Origin of the sequence: Bradyrhizobium genosp. P, from assembly GCF_049949265.1 — a bacterium.
Classification (GTDB): domain Bacteria; phylum Pseudomonadota; class Alphaproteobacteria; order Rhizobiales; family Xanthobacteraceae; genus Bradyrhizobium.
Genome location: NZ_CP188195.1, coordinates 5,370,891 through 5,388,516 on the forward strand (window position 1 = coordinate 5,370,891; position 17,626 = coordinate 5,388,516).

17 protein-coding genes are annotated in these 17,626 nt (G+C 62.8%); 6 read left to right on the forward strand and 11 right to left on the reverse strand.

Going from position 1 to position 17,626, the window contains the following annotated elements:
- Window positions 1-17: 17 nt before the first annotated feature.
- The 4 genes from ACP2YO_RS26045 to ACP2YO_RS26060 all read right to left on the reverse strand — a co-directional run bounded on the left by ACP2YO_RS26045 (window position 18) and on the right by ACP2YO_RS26060 (window position 2,241).
- Window positions 18-434, reverse strand: a complete 417-nt coding sequence (locus ACP2YO_RS26045) for a GFA family protein (RefSeq protein ID WP_426434035.1) — start codon at window positions 432-434, stop codon at window positions 18-20.
- 67 nt (window positions 435-501) lie between these two features.
- Window positions 502-966, reverse strand: a complete 465-nt coding sequence (locus tag ACP2YO_RS26050) for an SRPBCC family protein (RefSeq protein ID WP_426434036.1) — start codon at window positions 964-966, stop codon at window positions 502-504.
- A complete protein-coding gene (locus tag ACP2YO_RS26055) occupies window positions 963-1,292 on the reverse strand; it encodes an ArsR/SmtB family transcription factor (RefSeq protein WP_426434037.1) in 330 nt (109 codons plus the stop codon). The genes ACP2YO_RS26050 and ACP2YO_RS26055 overlap by 4 nt, the downstream gene beginning before the upstream one ends.
- Before the next feature lie 55 nt (window positions 1,293-1,347).
- The gene (locus tag ACP2YO_RS26060; RefSeq protein ID WP_426434038.1) at window positions 1,348-2,241 is read right to left on the reverse strand and encodes a DMT family transporter; all 894 of its coding nucleotides are present in this window, start codon (window positions 2,239-2,241) and stop codon (window positions 1,348-1,350) included.
- Between the two features lie 820 nt (window positions 2,242-3,061).
- Here ACP2YO_RS26060 and ACP2YO_RS26065 point away from each other — a divergent pair.
- The 6 genes from ACP2YO_RS26065 to ACP2YO_RS26090 all read left to right on the forward strand — a co-directional run bounded on the left by ACP2YO_RS26065 (window position 3,062) and on the right by ACP2YO_RS26090 (window position 12,411).
- Window positions 3,062-6,865 (forward strand): vitamin B12-dependent ribonucleotide reductase, encoded by a 3,804-nt coding sequence (locus ACP2YO_RS26065; RefSeq protein ID WP_426434039.1) that lies wholly within the window; start codon window positions 3,062-3,064, stop codon window positions 6,863-6,865.
- 359 nt (window positions 6,866-7,224) lie between these two features.
- On the forward strand, window positions 7,225-7,431 hold the full coding sequence (locus tag ACP2YO_RS26070) for a DUF2188 domain-containing protein (RefSeq protein WP_426434040.1): 207 nt from the start codon (window positions 7,225-7,227) through the stop codon (window positions 7,429-7,431).
- Between the two features lie 78 nt (window positions 7,432-7,509).
- Window positions 7,510-8,286 (forward strand): ImmA/IrrE family metallo-endopeptidase, encoded by a 777-nt coding sequence (locus ACP2YO_RS26075; protein WP_426434041.1) that lies wholly within the window; start codon window positions 7,510-7,512, stop codon window positions 8,284-8,286.
- A gap of 161 nt (window positions 8,287-8,447) precedes the next feature.
- On the forward strand, window positions 8,448-9,056 hold the full coding sequence (locus ACP2YO_RS26080; RefSeq protein ID WP_426434042.1) for a DUF6338 family protein: 609 nt from the start codon (window positions 8,448-8,450) through the stop codon (window positions 9,054-9,056).
- Window positions 9,057-9,058: 2 nt separating this feature from the next.
- Entirely contained in the window at window positions 9,059-9,238 is a 180-nt protein-coding gene (locus ACP2YO_RS26085) for a hypothetical protein (protein ID WP_426434043.1), read from the forward strand.
- A 77-nt stretch (window positions 9,239-9,315) separates the two neighbouring features.
- The gene (locus tag ACP2YO_RS26090) at window positions 9,316-12,411 is read left to right on the forward strand and encodes a DEAD/DEAH box helicase (RefSeq protein ID WP_426434044.1); all 3,096 of its coding nucleotides are present in this window, start codon (window positions 9,316-9,318) and stop codon (window positions 12,409-12,411) included.
- 16 nt (window positions 12,412-12,427) lie between these two features.
- Here ACP2YO_RS26090 and ACP2YO_RS26095 read toward each other — a convergent pair whose 3' ends face one another.
- The 7 genes from ACP2YO_RS26095 to ACP2YO_RS26125 form a co-directional block, all read right to left on the reverse strand.
- Window positions 12,428-12,811: a hypothetical protein gene (locus ACP2YO_RS26095; protein WP_426434045.1), complete on the reverse strand. Its 384-nt coding sequence runs from the start codon at window positions 12,809-12,811 to the stop codon at window positions 12,428-12,430.
- Window positions 12,784-13,059 (reverse strand): hypothetical protein, encoded by a 276-nt coding sequence (locus tag ACP2YO_RS26100; protein ID WP_426434046.1) that lies wholly within the window; start codon window positions 13,057-13,059, stop codon window positions 12,784-12,786. Before ACP2YO_RS26100 ends, ACP2YO_RS26095 begins: the two co-directional genes overlap by 28 nt.
- The gene (locus tag ACP2YO_RS26105) at window positions 13,046-13,411 is read right to left on the reverse strand and encodes a hypothetical protein (RefSeq protein ID WP_426434047.1); all 366 of its coding nucleotides are present in this window, start codon (window positions 13,409-13,411) and stop codon (window positions 13,046-13,048) included. The genes ACP2YO_RS26100 and ACP2YO_RS26105 overlap by 14 nt, the downstream gene beginning before the upstream one ends.
- An 18-nt stretch (window positions 13,412-13,429) precedes the next feature.
- Complete coding sequence (locus ACP2YO_RS26110) at window positions 13,430-14,191, reverse strand: IS5 family transposase (protein WP_426434048.1); 762 nt, start codon at window positions 14,189-14,191, stop codon at window positions 13,430-13,432.
- A gap of 283 nt (window positions 14,192-14,474) precedes the next feature.
- A complete protein-coding gene (gene ltrA, locus ACP2YO_RS26115; protein WP_426434049.1) occupies window positions 14,475-15,713 on the reverse strand; it encodes a group II intron reverse transcriptase/maturase in 1,239 nt (412 codons plus the stop codon).
- 609 nt (window positions 15,714-16,322) lie between these two features.
- Entirely contained in the window at window positions 16,323-16,490 is a 168-nt protein-coding gene (locus tag ACP2YO_RS26120; protein ID WP_426434050.1) for a hypothetical protein, read from the reverse strand.
- Window positions 16,487-17,395 (reverse strand): DMT family transporter, encoded by a 909-nt coding sequence (locus ACP2YO_RS26125; protein WP_426434051.1) that lies wholly within the window; start codon window positions 17,393-17,395, stop codon window positions 16,487-16,489. Before ACP2YO_RS26125 ends, ACP2YO_RS26120 begins: the two co-directional genes overlap by 4 nt.
- Window positions 17,396-17,626 lie beyond the last annotated feature (231 nt).

A 17,626-nucleotide genomic window follows, 5' to 3' on the forward strand; every position in this document is an offset into this window, starting at 1 on the left:
CACGAGCCCCGCTTGCTTCACATCGGCGGCATCTTCTCGAATTTCGGCACCGCCGGATCGAGCCGGTCCCAGGCATGACCGCGCATCGTATACGTCGCCATCTGCGGCTCGTATCGGCCGGGATCGTCAAGGCTCGCCGCGTGAATGGTGAAGAGATCAGGCATGGCCGAGAAGGTCAGATAGACCGGCGACCCGCAGGAGGGGCAGAAGCCGCGCGTCTTCACGTTCCCGCTGTCGCCGATCATGTCGCGATGCGTGGCTTCGCCCTCAAGCTTCACCGCCTCCCTGCTCGGGAAGGTCAGATAGGATCCGTGCCCGGTGCCGCTCGTGCTCTGGCAGTCGCGGCACTGGCAGTCGTTCATCGCAATCGGCTCAGCCGAGATTTCATAGCGGATCGCGCCGCAGGCGCAGCCGCCGGTGTAAGGCTTGCTCATGTCCGTCTCCTAATAAAGCTCTCGCTCCCAATGAAGCATTGCACTGGTCACGACGACTTGCGTCGCGTCAGTCGTTGCCGCCGGCGATTGCGCCAATGTTCTGGACGACCTTCTTCCAGCCTTCGCTCATGCTCCTGAAGGCAGCGTCGTTCTTCGACCGGACGAAACCGGAATGGACGAGGCGGAGCCGCGTGCCATTTTCGACCTTGGACAGGATGAAGGTGACCACGGTGTCGAGCTGCGAGCCGTATCCGACGTTTCCCTCATGGCCGCCTTTCCAGGCATAGGCAAAACGTTCGTTCGGCTTCACCTCCAGCACCCGGCAGTGAATGGTGCCGTCCCACGCGCCGGCCGGCTTGGTCTGGTAGGTGAAGTGTTTGCCTTCGACTGGCTCGAAGCCGGCCGGCATCATCAGCCAGCGGCCCATCAAACCGGCCGTGGTCAGCGTCTTCCAGATCGTCTCCGGCGGATGCGGGAAAACCTCGTCGACCACGATCTCTTGCGTGTCGGGCTTCAATGCGGCGTCGCTCATGGATCGATTTCCTTCAGCAGTGTTCTGAGATTGGCGAAGCGTTCGCGCCAGAAGACGCCGTAATGGCTCATCCAGTCGACCAGCGGCTCGAGGCCTTCCGGCTGGGCGCGGTAAAAGACTTTGCGACCTTCCGGGCGCTCGGCGACCAGGCCGGCCTGCTTCAGGGCCTTGAGGTGCTGAGAAATCGCGCCCTGCGTCACGCCGCTGCCTCGCGTCAGTTCGACGACGGTGATCTCGTCTGCGCTGGCGACCCGCTCAAACACGGCCCGCCGCGTGGGGTCGGCAAGTGCACGCATGACGGCGTTGATGGGAACGGCTTCGGTCATGGCAAATCAATAGCTATCGCTAATTGATTAGTCAATGCTAATTATTTTAACGCCGCTATCTCGTCGCCAGCACGACGCCGAACAGCGTGAAAACGAGCGCCACGATCTGGGTCGGGCCCAACGGCTCGTGCAGCGCGATGGCCGAGGCCACGACGCCGATCACGGGCACCGCCATGGTGCCGATCGCCGCCACCGAGGCCGGCAGGCGGGCGAGCGCGGCGAACCAGGAGACATAGGCGATGCAGAACTGGATCACGGTCGAATAGACCAGCAGCCACCAGCCGACCGTCGTCACCCGGTCGAGATGGGTGGTCTCGACCAGCACGCCCACGATCGCGACCGGGACGCAGCCGAGCCCGATCTGCCAGGCCGCCGCCGGAATCGGCGGCATCGAGAGCGGATATTTCTTCGCCAGCACCGTGCCGAGCGCAAAGCCGAACGCGCCGCCGAGCGCCATGAGGATGCCGGGCAGCTTCTCCATGCTCCCACTCATGCCATTGCCGCCCATGATCGCGGCGAGGCCGGCGAAAGCCATCGCCAGCGCCATCGTGCGCAACAGCGTCGGCCGCTCGCCGAGCACCGGCCACGCCAGCAGCGAGGCCCACACCGGCATCGTGTAGGCGATCAGCGCGGCTTCGCTGGCGGGCAGCCACAGCAGCGCGAGCCCCATCAGCACCATCCAGCCGGTGACATTGAGCACCGCATACAGCGCGAGCCGCGGCCACAGCCGTGGCTCGACGGCCAGACTCTGCGAACGGAGCAGCGCCAGCACCGCGAGCAGCGCCGCGCCAATGACGCCGGTGGTGCCGCGCAAGGTCAGCGGCGGCAGTTCACCGATCAGGAACTTGGTCACGGGCCAGTTGAACCCCCAGCCCACCGAGGTGATGGCGAGGAACATCAGGCCAGCGGGCGCAAGGCGCGCCCGCGCAGGCGATTTCAAAACTGTCATGGGACCCGGCAGGGATCTGGAATCAGCTATCACCTTGCCCGTGATTTTGTCGCGCGACCATCACGCGGCCGACATGCCTGATCCATGCTTTGCCCGTAGCCTTACGTGAGTCCCTAAAAATCAATCCGCCGGGGCGGATAAATAGTTCGCCTGTGAACAGCGGGGCGAAGCTTCGATCCACAGCCCAAACGAGATTTTTTTGGCTTGGGAATCCCTGAGGACTCACCGATACTTGGGGCCATCACAGGCGCGGCATCGCCCCCTGTTATCCCCCTCTTTCCACCATATTTAGTGTTTGATTCAGAAACTCGTACTAGTCCTTGACGGGCGCAACGGACTTGGCCTAGTTTTCTGCCTGTTCGGCGCGAGTGTGTTTGATGGGTCCCCGCCGGTCGCTCCCACAAGGGTTCCAAAATGACCACTCCGCCAGGCCCCTTGGGGCCGCGGGTGAAGGGTTTGTCTGCCCTGATTTTGGACCATGTCCGGGGCGCCAAACGGGCCGAACAGGGCTCGAAAACGAGAGGCCGGGACCGGCCCGCAAAGAAGCGTACGCGTGATGTGTCCGCGTGAAGCGTTGGGGCGTTGAATGCATGGCCTGGCAGGCCCGGATCTCCGGACCGGCCGAGGACGTGCCGCCGCAAGAGCCGGTCACCAGCCGGATCGCGCGGATCGAGAGAAACAGGCCGGGACCACCGGCTGAGCTGCGAATGACGGGAGGGCGAGTCGATCTCGCCTATTCCGGAGTTCGCTCAAGGAAAACATCACCGGCAAACTCGCGAGAAACGCGGGACCGGGCAGAGAAGAAGAGACGGGGCCGACCATGCGAATCGAACGACGCAACACCACCAGCGGACAATCCCCCTACGCCGGGATGAATTTCAGGCTGACCACATCGGAGATCCGAAATCCCGACGGCTCGGTCGTGTTCCGGGCCGAGAACGTCGAGGTCCCCGATTTCTGGTCGCAGGTCGCCTCTGACGTGCTGGCGCAGAAGTACTTCCGCAAAGCGGGCGTCGCCGCGCGGCTGAAGAAGGTCGAGGAAGAGACCGTGCCGTCCTGGCTGTGGCGCTCGGTGCCCGACACCGAGGCGCTGGCGCTTCTCCCGGAGAACGAGCGCATTGTCGGCGAGACCTCGGCAAAGCAGGTGTTCGATCGCCTCGCCGGCTGCTGGACCTATTGGGGCTGGAAGGGCGGCTATTTCTCGAGCGAAGAAGATGCCCTCGCCTTCTCCGACGAACTGCGCTTCCAACTGGCAAAGCAGATGGTCGCGCCGAACTCGCCGCAATGGTTCAACACCGGGCTGCATTGGGCCTACGGCGTCGATGGTCCCGGCCAGGGCCACTATTACGTCGATCCCTTCACCGGCAAGCTGACCAAATCGAAATCCGCCTACGAGCATCCGCAGCCGCATGCCTGCTTCATCCAGGGCGTCGGTGACGACCTCGTCAACGAGGGCGGCATCATGGACCTCTGGGTCCGCGAGGCGCGCCTGTTCAAGTATGGTTCCGGCACCGGCTCCAACTTCTCGCGGCTGCGCGGCGAAGGTGAAAGGCTGTCCGGCGGCGGCCGCTCGTCCGGCCTGATGAGCTTCCTCAAGATCGGCGACCGCGCGGCGGGCGCGATCAAGAGCGGCGGCACCACGCGCCGCGCGGCCAAGATGGTGGTGGTCGACGTCGATCACCCCGATATCGAGACCTATATCGACTGGAAGGTGAAGGAGGAGCAGAAGGTTGCCGCGCTCGTCACCGGCTCCAAGATCAACCAGAAGCATCTCAAGGCCGTGATGAAGGCCTGCGTGAACTGTGAAGGTTCAGGCGACGACTGCTTCGACCCCGAGAAGAACCCGGCGCTCCGCCGCGAGATCAAGCTCGCGCGCCGCAGCCTGGTGCCCGACAACTACATCAAGCGGGTGATCCAGTTTGCCAAGCAGGGCTACAAGGACATCCAGTTCGACGTCTACGACACCGACTGGGATTCGGAGGCGTATCTGACCGTCTCCGGCCAGAACTCCAACAATTCGGTCTCGCTGAAGGACGATTTCCTCCGCGCTGTCGAGACCGACGGCGACTGGAACCTGATCGGCCGCACCACCAGGAAAGTGACGAAAACGCTGAAGGCGCGCGACCTCTGGGAGAAGATCGGCCACGCCGCCTGGGCCTCCGCCGATCCGGGCCTGCACTTCAACACCACGATGAACGACTGGCACACCTGCAAGGCGTCCGGCGACATCCGCGCGTCCAATCCGTGCTCGGAATACATGTTCCTCGACGACACCGCGTGCAACCTCGCCTCCGCGAACCTCCTCACCTTCTACACCCCCTCCCATCCCTCCCCCGCAGGCGGGGGAGGGATGGGTGGGGGCCGCTTCGACATCGAGTCCTACGAGCACCTCTGCCGGCTCTGGACCATCGTGCTGGAAATCTCGGTCATGATGGCCCAGTTCCCGTCGAAGGCCATTGCCGAACTGTCCTACGAATTCCGCACGCTCGGCCTCGGCTTCGCCAATATCGGCGGTCTCCTGATGACCATGGGCCTGCCGTATGACTCGAAGGAAGGCCGCTCGCTCTGCGGCGCGCTGACCGCTGTGATGACCGGCATCGCCTACAAGACCTCGGCCGAGATGGCGGCTGAACTCGGCACCTTCCCCGGCTACAAGAAGAACGCCCAGCACATGCTGCGCGTGATCCGCAACCACCGCCGCGCCGCCCACGGTGAAAGCCGCGGCTATGAGGCGCTTGCCGTCAATCCGGTGGCGCTCGACCATGCCTCGTGCCCGCAGGCCGACATCGTCAGCCACGCCAGGCTCGCCTGGGACGATGCGCTGGCGCTCGGCGAACAGCACGGCTATCGCAACGCGCAGACCACGGTGGTGGCGCCGACTGGCACCATCGGCCTCGTGATGGATTGCGACACCACCGGCATCGAGCCTGATTTCGCGCTGGTGAAATTCAAGAAGCTCGCCGGCGGCGGCTACTTCAAGATCATCAACCGGGCGGTGCCGGCGGCCCTGCGCGCGCTCGGCTATCGCGAGAGCGAGATCGCCGAGATCGAGGCCTACGCCGTCGGCCACGGCTCGCTGTCGAATGCTCCCGGCATCAACGCCTCGACCTTGAAGACGAAGGGCTTCACGGATGAGGCCATTGCAAAAGTCGAGAAGGCGCTGCCGACCGCGTTCGACATCAAGTTCGCCTTCAACAAGTGGACCTTCGGCGAAGACTTCATCCGCGATACGCTTGGCATCAGCGCGGAAGCGATCGCGGCCCCCGGCTTCGACCTGCTTGCCGCCGTCGGTTTCGGCAAGCGCGAGATCGAGGCCGCCAACGTCCACATCTGCGGCGCGATGACGGTCGAAGGCGCCCCGCATCTGAAGGCCGAGCACTACCCGGTGTTCGACTGCGCCAATCCCTGCGGCAAAATTGGAAAACGCTATCTCTCGGTCGATAGCCACATAAGGATGATGGCGGCGTCACAGCCGTTCATCTCGGGCGCGATCTCCAAGACCATCAATATGCCGAACGACGCCACGGTGGAGGACTGCAAGTCCGCTTATCTTTTGTCGTGGAAGCTCGCGCTGAAGGCCAACGCGCTCTACCGCGACGGATCGAAACTGTCGCAGCCGCTCAACTCGCAGCTCATCTCCGATGAGGACGACGAAGAGGATGCGGTCGAGTCACTCTACGAGAAGCCGATGGCGGCGCGCACCGCGCAGGTCTCGGAGAAGATCGTCGAGAAGCTGGTCGAGCGCATCGTCGTGATGCGCGAGCGCGAGAAGATGCCGGATCGCCGCAAGGGCTACACCCAGAAGGCGGTGGTCGGCGGCCACAAGGTCTATTTGCGCACCGGCGAATATGACGACGGCCGGATCGGCGAGATCTTCATCGACATGCACAAGGAGGGCGCAGCACTGCGCTCGTTCATCAACAATTTTGCGATCGCGGTCTCGCTCGGTCTCCAGTACGGCGTGCCGCTGGAGGAATATGTCGACGCCTTCACCTTCACCCGCTTCGAGCCGGCGGGCCCGGTGCAGGGCAACGACAGCATCAAATACGCGACCTCGATCCTCGACTATGTCTTCCGCGAGCTTGCGGTGAGCTACATGAGCCGCTTCGACCTCGCCCATGTCGATCCCACCGAGAGCAATTTCGACGCGCTCGGCAAGGGCGTCGGGGAAGGCAAGGATCCGGACAACCAGGGCCAGCAGGCAACGAAGTACCTGTCGAAGGGCCTGACCCGCTCGCGCACCGACAACCTCGTCATCATGCGCGGCGGCTCGGCCGCGGTGAGCGCGAACTCCGACCAGGCCCCCTCGGGCGGCTCCCGCGTCACCTCGCTGGCCTCGCACGGCACAAGCGCGCGCGGCGTCTCCGACACCCTGGAAGGCGCCGTCGCGCTGAAGCAGGAAGTGAGCCACGACCTCTCGCCGACCGAGAAGCTCGAAGCCCTGCAATGGACCAAGGCCGGCACCGCAGCCGCCGCAGCACCCAGCAAGGCCGAACGCCGCGCCGAAGCCAAGGCAAAAGGCTACGAAGGCGAGATGTGCTCGGAGTGCGGCAACTTCACACTGGTGCGGAATGGGACGTGCATGAAGTGCGATACGTGCGGGTCGACGACGGGGTGTTCGTGAGCACCTAGACAAGTGTAACGCACCCCAAAAGACTGCATTCCACCCCAATTAATCGCGCGATGCACCCCAATTAGGTGCATCGCGCGATACAACCGGAAGACGATAGCGGGATGCCGGGTTTATGTCGAACATCTCGGACACAAGCACAAGGGATTGTTTTCGCTTCGATTTTTCCGATCACGCGACCGGGTCCGGCGGCAATAGGTCCGAAGAATCGCCTTGCACCCCAAAAGGATGTTCCGGGGGCTTTTCTCGCCCCCGGCGCTACGAAAACCCCGTGTTTTGCTGGGATTTCGCACGACCAGGCCCGCTAGATCGGGCCGACCGTCCTCGCCCGGCCGGCGAGCATGGAGGCCGAAATGGCTGACAAGAGGACCTACGTCGAACGGAGACCGCAAGGCGACTACGCGGTTCGGAGAGCAAACTCGGAGCGCGCCAGCGCGGTGCTGCCGACGCAAGCGGAAGCCATCGAGCGGGCGCGGGAATTGGGCCCAGGGGTTTCGCCCCATGTCGAGCGGGTCCGAAACACTACCGGCGGTTCGCCCGACAAATGGCGGAAGCCGTAGCGTCAAGCGCACTGGATCGAGCGAACATTGTTGGTCAACGGGCTATTTTGGGGGGAATAGCCGGACGGGGCTGAAAAGATGTCTGACGAGGATTACAAAGACGTACCGCGCAAGAACTCGGAAGTGCGTGCCTTGGCGGCGCAGCTCCGCTCCTTCTTCGGTGTCGCAGACACCGAGCACGTCGACGTCATCGACTGCGCCAGCCGCCGCGAGATTTGGACGGTCAAAGGCGTCAAACCGTTACGGCTCGACATCGTCTCGGACGACAAGATGGCAGGTAATGCCGGTCTGACGAGCTACGACGGACACACCATCGTCATTCAGATATCGAGGCGGATCCGTCACGACGCATTTCTCGGGGACGGATACGCGCGCAACACGATCGCGCACGAATTTGGTCACGCGGTGATGCACTTCGAGAAGCTCTCCGCCGGAGCCGTCATGGCCCGGAAGACCAACCGCAACGTCACACCCAAGTGGATATCGGCCTATGAGTTGGCCGAGCATCACGCCCGCGTCTTCGCGCCCGCCTTCCTGATCAACGACGCCGTCGCACGCACGCTGAATTCCGTCGACGAGATTTCCGTGCGCTTCGGCGTGAGCCGACAGTCGGCCGAGATCTACTTCGACCAGTTACAGTCCGAGAAAGATCGTGCCGCGTCGGCCGAACACGTCCGCCGGACGGCTGATGAAGTCATCAGATCCATGTCGCCGAAGCCGCCGGCGCCAACCTTCATGAAGGACTGCTGCTCGGTCTGCAACCGGCAGACGGTCTTTCCGGTGGGCCACAAGTTCATGTGCCAGACCTGCGACACGATCTACGATCGCTTTCAGGACGGCGACTTGGCCGAATAGGAATTCGACGGTGCGCGGCGTCGTTTCTTGGCGCCGCGTAATGGCGTTTCGAACGAATCGTGAATCAACTCAGGAAGGCAAATGGCTTGAGCTGATTGTAGAAATCCCGGCGACGATGTCACGACGTCGCTCCGAATCGCGACCGACGATAGGAGGATGCGGTGCCGGATCTGAAGAGCGTCGAATCTGTCTACTTGGTGCTCGGCTTCATCGTGCCTGGCATGATAATCACGCTCGTCCGCGCGCAATTCTTTACCGGAAGAGTGCGTTCGCTATCGGAAAACGTGGTGAGCTACCTCGCCCTGACTGTACTCTATTATGGTCTCGCCGCGCCGCTCGTCGAATACGTTCTCTCGATCCAGGAGCCTGGCCGCGCGAAGATCTTCGCGTGGCTGGCGTTGATAATCGTGCTTCCCGCGGTCATCGGCTTTGCGCTCGGAATTCTCGGTCAAAACGACATCTTCCGGCGGCTCCTGCACTCCTTCGGAGTCAACCCGGTCCACGCCACCCCTTCCGCATGGGACTACGCATTCGCCCGCTTGCGCGGCGACCATTTCGTGATGGTGACGCTTTCCGACGGTTCGACCGTCAGCGGCATCTACGGCAACCATTCTTTCGCATCGTCGGATCCGACCGAACGCGACCTCTTTCTCCAGGAAATCTACGATCTGGATGGCGACTCCTGGAAAAAACGGCCCGAACAACTCGCCATCCTCATCCCCTCGAAAGAGATTAAGCACGTCCAAATCTGGAATCCCAAAGGAGTCTGACGATGTCGCGCACGAACGACGGTTACAAGCCCGCCCCGCCGCCCAGCCTCAGCAACAAGGGTTATCAGCCCGCCGCGATCCACCAGCCGCTGAATCCGCAGGGAGGACATCAACCTGGGACCGGTTCGACGCCCGCCGTGCCCACCACGGGCAGCGGGGTCAAACCGCCGTCCAAATCATAAGCAAAGCGGGCGCAACGCCCCGCCTCGTCGACAGCGTGTCGAACGAAACGGCAAGACCGAACGGAGTGAGGTAAGTCATGGCGTTCCGTGGATTGTTCATCGGCATCGATCGCTATCGGTCGCCTGCCATCGGCGAGTTGAGCTGCGCGCGGCGCGACGCCACGGCGCTGGATGCGCTGTTCGCCGATACGTTGGGCGGCAACTCGCGTCTGCTGACTGACGCGGACGCCACCCGCGCGGCGATCGAATCCGAATTCGCCTCGCTCGCGGACTGCGATGGCGACGACACGGTCGTCATCGGATTCTCCGGACACGGATCGGAGACGCACGAACTGATACCGCACGACGCCGACCCCAGAGATCTGTCGACCACGGCCGTGCCGCTCGATCTGCTCCAGGAATGGTTCAGCCGCATTCCGGCCCGGCGGCTCGTCTTCTTCCTGGACTGCTGCTTCTCGGGCGGCCTGGGTTCGAAGGTTCTACAGACCGACGTCAAACCGCGCGATCTCAGGTCGGCCGAAGTCAAACTCGACCAGATCGCCGGCGACGGAAGGCTGATATTCACCGCTTCCCGGTCCGACGAACCCGCATACGAAAACGTCAAGCACGGCCACGGATTCTTGACCCTCTTCCTCATCGAGGCCCTAAGGGGCGCGGTTGAGGTCACGCTCGGCTCGCGAATCCCCGTCTATCGGCTTCTCGATCACGTCTCAGCCCGTGTTTCTGCGGCAGCCGCCCAGTTCGGCCTGCAGCAGCATCCGACCATGAAGGGAAAGATCGAAGGCGATCTGCACTGGCCCATCTTCACCGAAGGCCAACGTTTCGCCGCGGCCTTTCCGGACCGTCGCGCATCGGCGGTCACCGGCGACCTGACGAGCCTGCAGGCCGCCGGCTTCCCCCAGCAACTCGTCGAAGCATGGGCGAAGGCCATCCCATCGCTGAACGCCCTGCAGATATCGGCGATCAACGACTACGGCGTCCTCAATGGCGAGCATCTTGTCGTCTCCGCGCCGACCTCGAGCGGCAAGACCATGGTCGGCGAACTCGCGGCGTTGCGAGCCGTACTCGATCGGCGACGTGCGATCTTCCTGCTGCCGCTCAAGGCCCTCGTCGCCGACAAGCGCCGGCACTTCAACTCGGTCTACGGATCGTTCGGGATCCGCACCGTGGAGGCGACCGGCGAGACCGACGACATATCGCCGGTCCTGCGCGGGAAATACGACGTGGCCCTGCTGACCTACGAGAAGTTCGCCGCCATCGCCCTCACATTCCCGCATGTGCTGGCCGGCGCCGGCGTCGTGGTCATCGACGAGGCGCAGATGATCGCCGACGAGAGCCGAGGCGCCAACCTGGAATTCCTGCTGACGCTCATCAGGATGCGACGGCGCGAGGGCATCGAACCGCAGACGATCGCCCTGTCGGCGGTCATCGGAGACACGAACGGCCTCGAAGGTTGGCTGGGCGGCCGGCTGCTACGCCGCACGGAACGACCCGTGCCGCTCGACGAAGGCGTGCTGCGCGCCGACGGCACGTTCCGTTTCGTCGATCCGGCCACGGGAGCCGAAAAGGTCGAGGGGCCCATCATCCGGCAGGAATACCGCAAGGGGACGAGCCAGGACTGGGTCGTGCCGCTCGTCCGGCTCTTGGTGAGCAAGGGGCAGCAGATCATCGTCTTCAGAGAGATCAAGGGACAAGCGCGAGGTACCGCGGGATACCTGGCCGAAGAGCTCGGCCTTCCGGCGGCGCAGGCGGCACTCGACCAGTTGCCGGCCGCCGACGCGTCGCTGGCGAACGCCGATCTCCGCAAGGCGCTGGCGGGTGGCGTGGCATTCCATCACGCCGACCTGATGCCGGAAGAACGCCGTGTGATCGAGGAGGAATTCCGTCGCCCCGGCTCCGGGCTGCGCGTGATCGCGGCGACGACGACGCTCGCGATGGGCGTCAACACGCCCGCCTCGTCGGTCGTGATCGTCGGACTGATGCATCCGGGCGACGAGCCCTATTCAGTGGCGGAGTACAAGAACTTGGTCGGCCGCGCCGGACGGCTTGGCTTCGCGGAGAAAGGAACGTCCTATCTGCTGGCGACCGATCCCCGGGCCGAATACGACTTCTGGAATCGCTACGTAACGAAGACGCCGGAAGACCTCGTCTCCAAATTCCTCGACGCCACGACCGACCCGAGGTCGCTAATCGTGCGCGTGGTCACCTCGCTCAGCCGCCTGAGCCCCAAAGGCGTGTCGAGCGAGGCCATCGTCGAATTTCTGGAGTCGAGCTTCGGCGCGTTTCAGGCCGCGAGAACGCACGTGGGTTGGAAGTGGGATCGCAACGATCTCTTCAGTGCCCTGCACGATCTGGAGAGTAACGGCCTGATCTCGAATGCGGCCGGCCTCTACGTGCTCACCGATCTCGGCCGCCTTGCCGGCGAGAGCGCGACCGAGGTTACGTCGATCGTCAGGCTCGTCGAATGCCTGCGTCAGATTCCGGCCGGGCAACTCACGGACCCCGACCTGATCGCCGCCACGCAGATCACGGTCGAACTGGACGACCTGCTCTTTCCGATCAACAAAAAGAGCACGCAGAAGGAGCCCCAATTCTGGGTGAACGAGCTGCGGTCGCAACTGACGGGCGGTGCCGCGCTCAGCGCATTCCGCAGGGAGGTGCAGGATTCCCACACGTCAACGATCCGGGCGAAGAAAGCCGTGTCCTGTCTGCTGTTCGTGTCCGGACGTCCGATGTCGGACATCGAGCGAATCATCGGCCAGTTCGGCGGTGCCTTCGGTGGTGCGTCCGGTCCAATCAGAAGCGTCGCCAACAGAACGTCCGACCTGGTGGCGACGACGGGCAGGGTCGCCGAGATCCTCAATCCTGAGCTCGACCTAGAGGACCGCGTCGGGCGGCTCGCGTTACGGCTTACCCTAGGCATCCCCGCCACTGCGGTCGATCTCGCGCGCGAGGCCGGCGCCGAACTTCTCCGCGGCGACTACTGCGCCCTGGCGAAGGCGAATCTGACCGACGAGGCGGCGATCACCGCGGCGCCGAACACGGCGCTTCTCGCCTGCCTCGGTAACGACGTTTACAAGGTGAAGATCGTACATGACGCGGCGGCAGCGATGAAGCAGCGGCAACAGGCCACGCCAATCACCGCCCCGGTGCTTGAACCATACGTAGGCTGAGAGTCGGACGGCACCTTCAATGCCTCAACCCCTCCCCGGGTGACGAGCCCCGATAGTACTTATCGAGATGGCGGAGCGACATGAGCATCGCCTTTGCGATGAACCCATCGTTCGACATCTCTCGAAAATTCGTCGCGTACCCGGAAATGCCCTTCCTTTCGCTGGGAAAGGTTCGCCGAACGATACTGTCCAGATTACCACCCCAATCCCACGGTCCGAATGTCTGCGCGGCCGACGGCTCTTCCGACCGATTAGAAGGAAGCAGCGGCAGGAGCCAGGCGTAGATCGAGGCGACATCACTGCTGCTTGCGGTCATCCGCAGGACGCGCATCGGACGCCCCGCCATGACCTCGATGCCGCAAAAATTAAGATTCAAAGACAGACCGGCGTACGCTGCCATCCCCGGCGCAGCCTGGACACCATCTCACGGCCGACGATCTCTGAGAGAAAGTCTCTGTCCATGTCGAGCAGAATGGCCTCCCTGACGACGTCGGCGTTGAAGCCGACGCAGCCCTCCTGGGGAAATCGAAGCATCAGGTTGCTCGCTTGAAACTTTACCGTGGAGTTCCAGTATTCGTCGGAAATGCCGCGCAGCAGAAGGGCGATGTCTGCTCGGCCATCGGTACGGGCATCATCAGCTTGCGGCATCGCACGGTCCGAAGATTCGCTCGCGGCCATCGGAATGGTCCGACCGCCGGCCGAAAGTGGTCAGCTTGGCAACGTCACGGCGATCGACGACAGCGTCGCTCACCAAGCCGAACCGGCCCTTGCGCCCGAGTAACAGTCCGAAACCTGCGAAAACGTGCGAGCCGCCAAGGCGAAACGCTTCATCAACGTCCTTGAGCTCCTCGGCGACATAGACGGCATCGCCCGACGGCATGTATGCCACGCGGACGAGTTTGGCACCTTCGTATCTGCTCCGGAGGTCGTGCCAAACCTCCGGCACGCGCGTCTCCGACACCTGGCGCTCGAACGGATCGATGTATATCGCGCGGACCATCCTTTTCGACGCCCTGCCCTAGGGCGTGGACTCATAAGCGCGTAGCCAAATCCGAATGGCTGCGAGCTTGATGAACGCAAGGTAGTTGGCCGCGAGTTTGTCATATCGCGTGGCGACCCGCCGACATTGCTTGATCCGGTTGAAGAACCGCTCGACCAGATTGCGTGCACGGTAGAGATAGGGGCTAAAGCAGATGGGATCTTTGCGGTTAGATTTCGGTGGAATATTGGCCCATGCACCGCGCTGACCGGCAAATTCTCTGATCCAATCTGCATCGTATCCACGATCAGCGAGCAACATAGCCCCTGATTTCATATCAGATAGCAGCTCGGTGACGAGCCGATTGTCATGGGCCTCACCGGTCGTCAGTTCGAGGCGAACGGGCAATCCGTTAGTATCGACGCAGGCATGTATTTTGGTCGTTAACCCGCCTCTCGACCGGCCCATCAGCCTTGTTTCGCCACCTCCCGCGCAACCGCCATGCTGGTGGACGCGGACAATTGAAGTGTCGATCATCTGGACGGAGCTATCATGGGCTTCGGCGAAAGCCTCCATGATCAAGTCCCAGATGCCAGCCATTCGCCAACGAACGAACCGGTTGTAGCAGGTCGTGTAGGGCCCAAAGCCCTCCGGCAGATCGCGCCATGGTGCGCCTGACCGCAATACCCAGAAGATGCCGTTGAGGACCCGTCGGTCGTTGACCCTCGGCACGCCGCGCGACTTGTTCGGAAGGAACGGGCTGATGGCAGTCCATTCAAAATCCGTGAGTTCATATCTCATGATTCGAGGCTCCGGTTCGGAAATCTTAAATCACGCCTATCCCGTTCTCCGCAAGGTCGATTTCAGGTCCGAAATGGACCGGAAAAGCGGACATGCAGCAGATATGTCAAAAGCGACACGAATGGTAGAGTCGAGATGTGGCGCGGTGGCTTTAGGCTGAACATATCTGTTGCCGCCTCTTTCGTCTGGCGGTGCCTTAGTGGTTCAACCATGACTCCGTTTCCACATCCCGCTCATCGAACCGGACGGGCGAATCTCTCGCATCCGGCTCTCGGACAAGACTTCACGCCTTCACCCACGGCACGTCGCGCCCACGCGCAGTTAAGCGTACGAGCCCGAAGTGCCCGTAGAGGTGCGAGAGTGGATAAGTCCCGCCCTTGCGTCGCCTAACTTTGTGCTTGATGCGCAACCACCGGCGCAACCGCACAGCTGTGTAGTTGTCGATCGCTCGATACGCCTTGTTGACGGTGCCTACGTTGAAGTAGTTGGCCCATCCGCGTAGCGTGCGGTTCAACTTGCCCACTAGCTCTGTGGTTTCTTGCCATGTCCCCGATCGGTCGGTCAGCGCGTGGACGTTCTCGACCATGCGCTTAATGCTCTTCTTTGATGGCCGGTAACCCAGGCGTGCCTGGCCGGTCCTCGCTGAGTACATCCGCCCGAACGAGTAACCCAAGAAGTCGAACTCCCCTTCCGGGACCTTGCAGATTCGTGTCTTCTCCTCGTTGACCGTGAGCTTCAGCTTTCTCATAATCTCGCGCAGTCGCTGCAAGGCTTCTTCGGCTTTGCCTCTCCGGCACAGGATCACAAGGTCGTCGGCGTAGGTCACGATGCGAGAGCCGAGGCTTTGTTCCAGCCCGAGCATCTTCCATCCCAGCACGAACCGGCGCATGTAGAGATTTGCCAGCAATGGTGAGATCGGTGAACCTTGCGGGATGCCGCGCCGGTTGTCCCGGGCTTCGGTCGTACGTGTCTTCCTTCCTCGATCGTCGGTTTCTTCCACGGGGCATTCCAACCACATCTTGATCAGATGCAGCACGCGCCGATCAACAATCCGGCGCGCTACCGACTTTAGAAGTTCGGTATGCGGAATGCTCCCGAAGTAGTCCGCGAGGTCGGCGTCAACGACTTCCGGGTGGCTTCGGAACAGCCGCGCTTCCACTTCGACCACCGCCTGTTGGGCATTGCGCCCGGGACGGTAAGCGTACTGCTCTGGTGGAAGGTCGGCTTCAAAGATCGGTTCCAGCACCAGCATCACTGCTGTCATGCAGACCCGATCCCGCAGGGTTGAGATGCCCAGCGGCCTGAGTTTGCCGTTGGCCTTCGGGATGAACACTCTTCTGATGGGGTCCGGTCGGTAAGTCTCCTGCCTGAGCGCAAGCGCCAGTTCGCCAAGCCACCGCTGCACCCCATACGCGTCGATGCCCGCAAAATCTTGCCCATCCACGCCCGGTGCGCCCTTGTTGGAGCGGCACTGGGCATAGGCATGGGCCAGGATGTCCTCGCGGCTGATCTTGTCGTACAAGGCATAGAAGCGATAGCCGGCTTCTGCCTTCGCTTTCGCGTGCAACGCCGTCTGCAGCTTCTGAACACTTTTCGGAGTTGATAGGTTGCCCAATCTCCAGGTCCCTCACTACGTCTTGCGTTCGTCTTGAACTGAGGTCCCTTCCCTCCCCCGGCATTACCCGGCTTCAGCGGTACTGCGAACCTCTCCGTCTCCCCAGGGCGCCCGGCCTGTCCCTCACGGGCATCCGGTTGATCATCCCTGACCACGTCCTGGGGTCTCCCGTGTTGCGTACGCTTTCCTTGTGTACATGCTGTCGCCACTACCCCGGCGCAGCGGCTGGGCGTACTGCTTCGCTCATTCACCCAGCCGTATCAGCCTTCCCCGAAAGGGTTGTCGGGTCGGCCTGCGCATCGTCCTTTTCGAGGCTTGCTCGGCGTTTACTCGCGTTACGGCCTGCACACTCGCGCTGTCACCGTATATCGTGACACGCTAACCAGAGGCTTCAGCCATTTCGTTACCTCCATGACTGCTCCGGTTGCTTCCGGCTGGAGCGGTTGCCGGGTGGGACTTGCACCCACTGGAAAGCGCCGCCTTTTCACGGCGCACACCCCAAGCTGACTTCGGCGATCACCGCCTGCCGCGAATTGGAGCGACAAGCAATTCAAAATGAATCAAAAAAGTTGCGGCTGTTGCGTCTGTGGGTTTGCGTCGCTGCGCGCTTAAGCAGCCGGGCTCGGCGATTCGGAAAGCCAAGGCGTTGACCGAAACCGACATGCCGGCGGCGCGGTCCATCATCTGCGTCCCCGCAACTCCAGTGCCACCCCTCCAAGTGTCAGCACGAATGCGCAGATTTCCCGGAAACCTAGCGCTTCACCGAGAATCGCAGTGGCAGACAGCGCGCCGACAACCGGGACCAGTAGAAGCCCGGTCGATGCCGTCGCTGCGGGAACACGCTCAAGGGCAGCGAACCACGAGAGATAACAGAGAGCCATGGAACACACCGCCTGGTAGGCGAGCCCGCCTGCTCCAGCGAAGCTCAGCGGCCTGATCTCCGACCCGTTGAGGGTCAAGCCAACGACGATCATCGCCGCCGAACCGAGGCCGATCTGCCACGCGGTTGAGACCATCGGCGGCAGTGGAATAGGCGCCCGGGAGGTGACCGCGCCCAGGGCGAACAGGATGGCCGCGGCAAGGGCGAGCGCCACGCCCGGAAAGGTTTCGATCCCGCCTCCAAAATTCGCCCCCATAAGGAGGACCAATCCGGCCATGCCGAGGCACAGGGCGATCACACTTCGCAGCCTGGGGCGCTCCCCATGGATCAGCCAGGCGAGCAACGTCGCCCAGATCGGCATGGAGTAAGTCAGCAGCGCAGCTTGTGCCACCGTAAGCCACAGCAGCGCCAGGGCTGTGAAGCCCATAGGGGCGAACACATTAGTCGCTGCCCCGAGGGCGAGCCGCGGCGCCAGGCTGCGCGAGGGTAAGAGGTTCTGTCCCCGCACCACCGCGATGATGGCAAGGCCGAGCGCGGCAGCCAGCCCGGCGCAACCGCGGGCGAACAGCGGCGGCCAATCGTGCATGGCGAGCTTCATCGTGGGCCAGCCGAGGCCCCAACCAACGGCGGTCGCGACCACAAGCAGCAGGCCCCAAGCGTGCGAGCGGATAGCGCGATTGCATTTGTTCAACGGGGTATTGGGCGTCATTTCGGTCTCTGCTGCAGTTCGGAACATAGTCAGTGCGGCCGCCGCACAGCCGGCCATATTGGGCTTCCCTCGGCCGGTCGGCCCATAGGACGCGGAAAGATTGAGCCGCCCGCCGGTAATGATCGACCGCAGCCGAAGGGTAGCCGCCGGGCGCAGCCTCGCTGGCCCTTGCGTCAGACGGCCGGTCTCCGCCGCGTCGAATCCGACAAGGCGATAGGTGACGCCCACAAG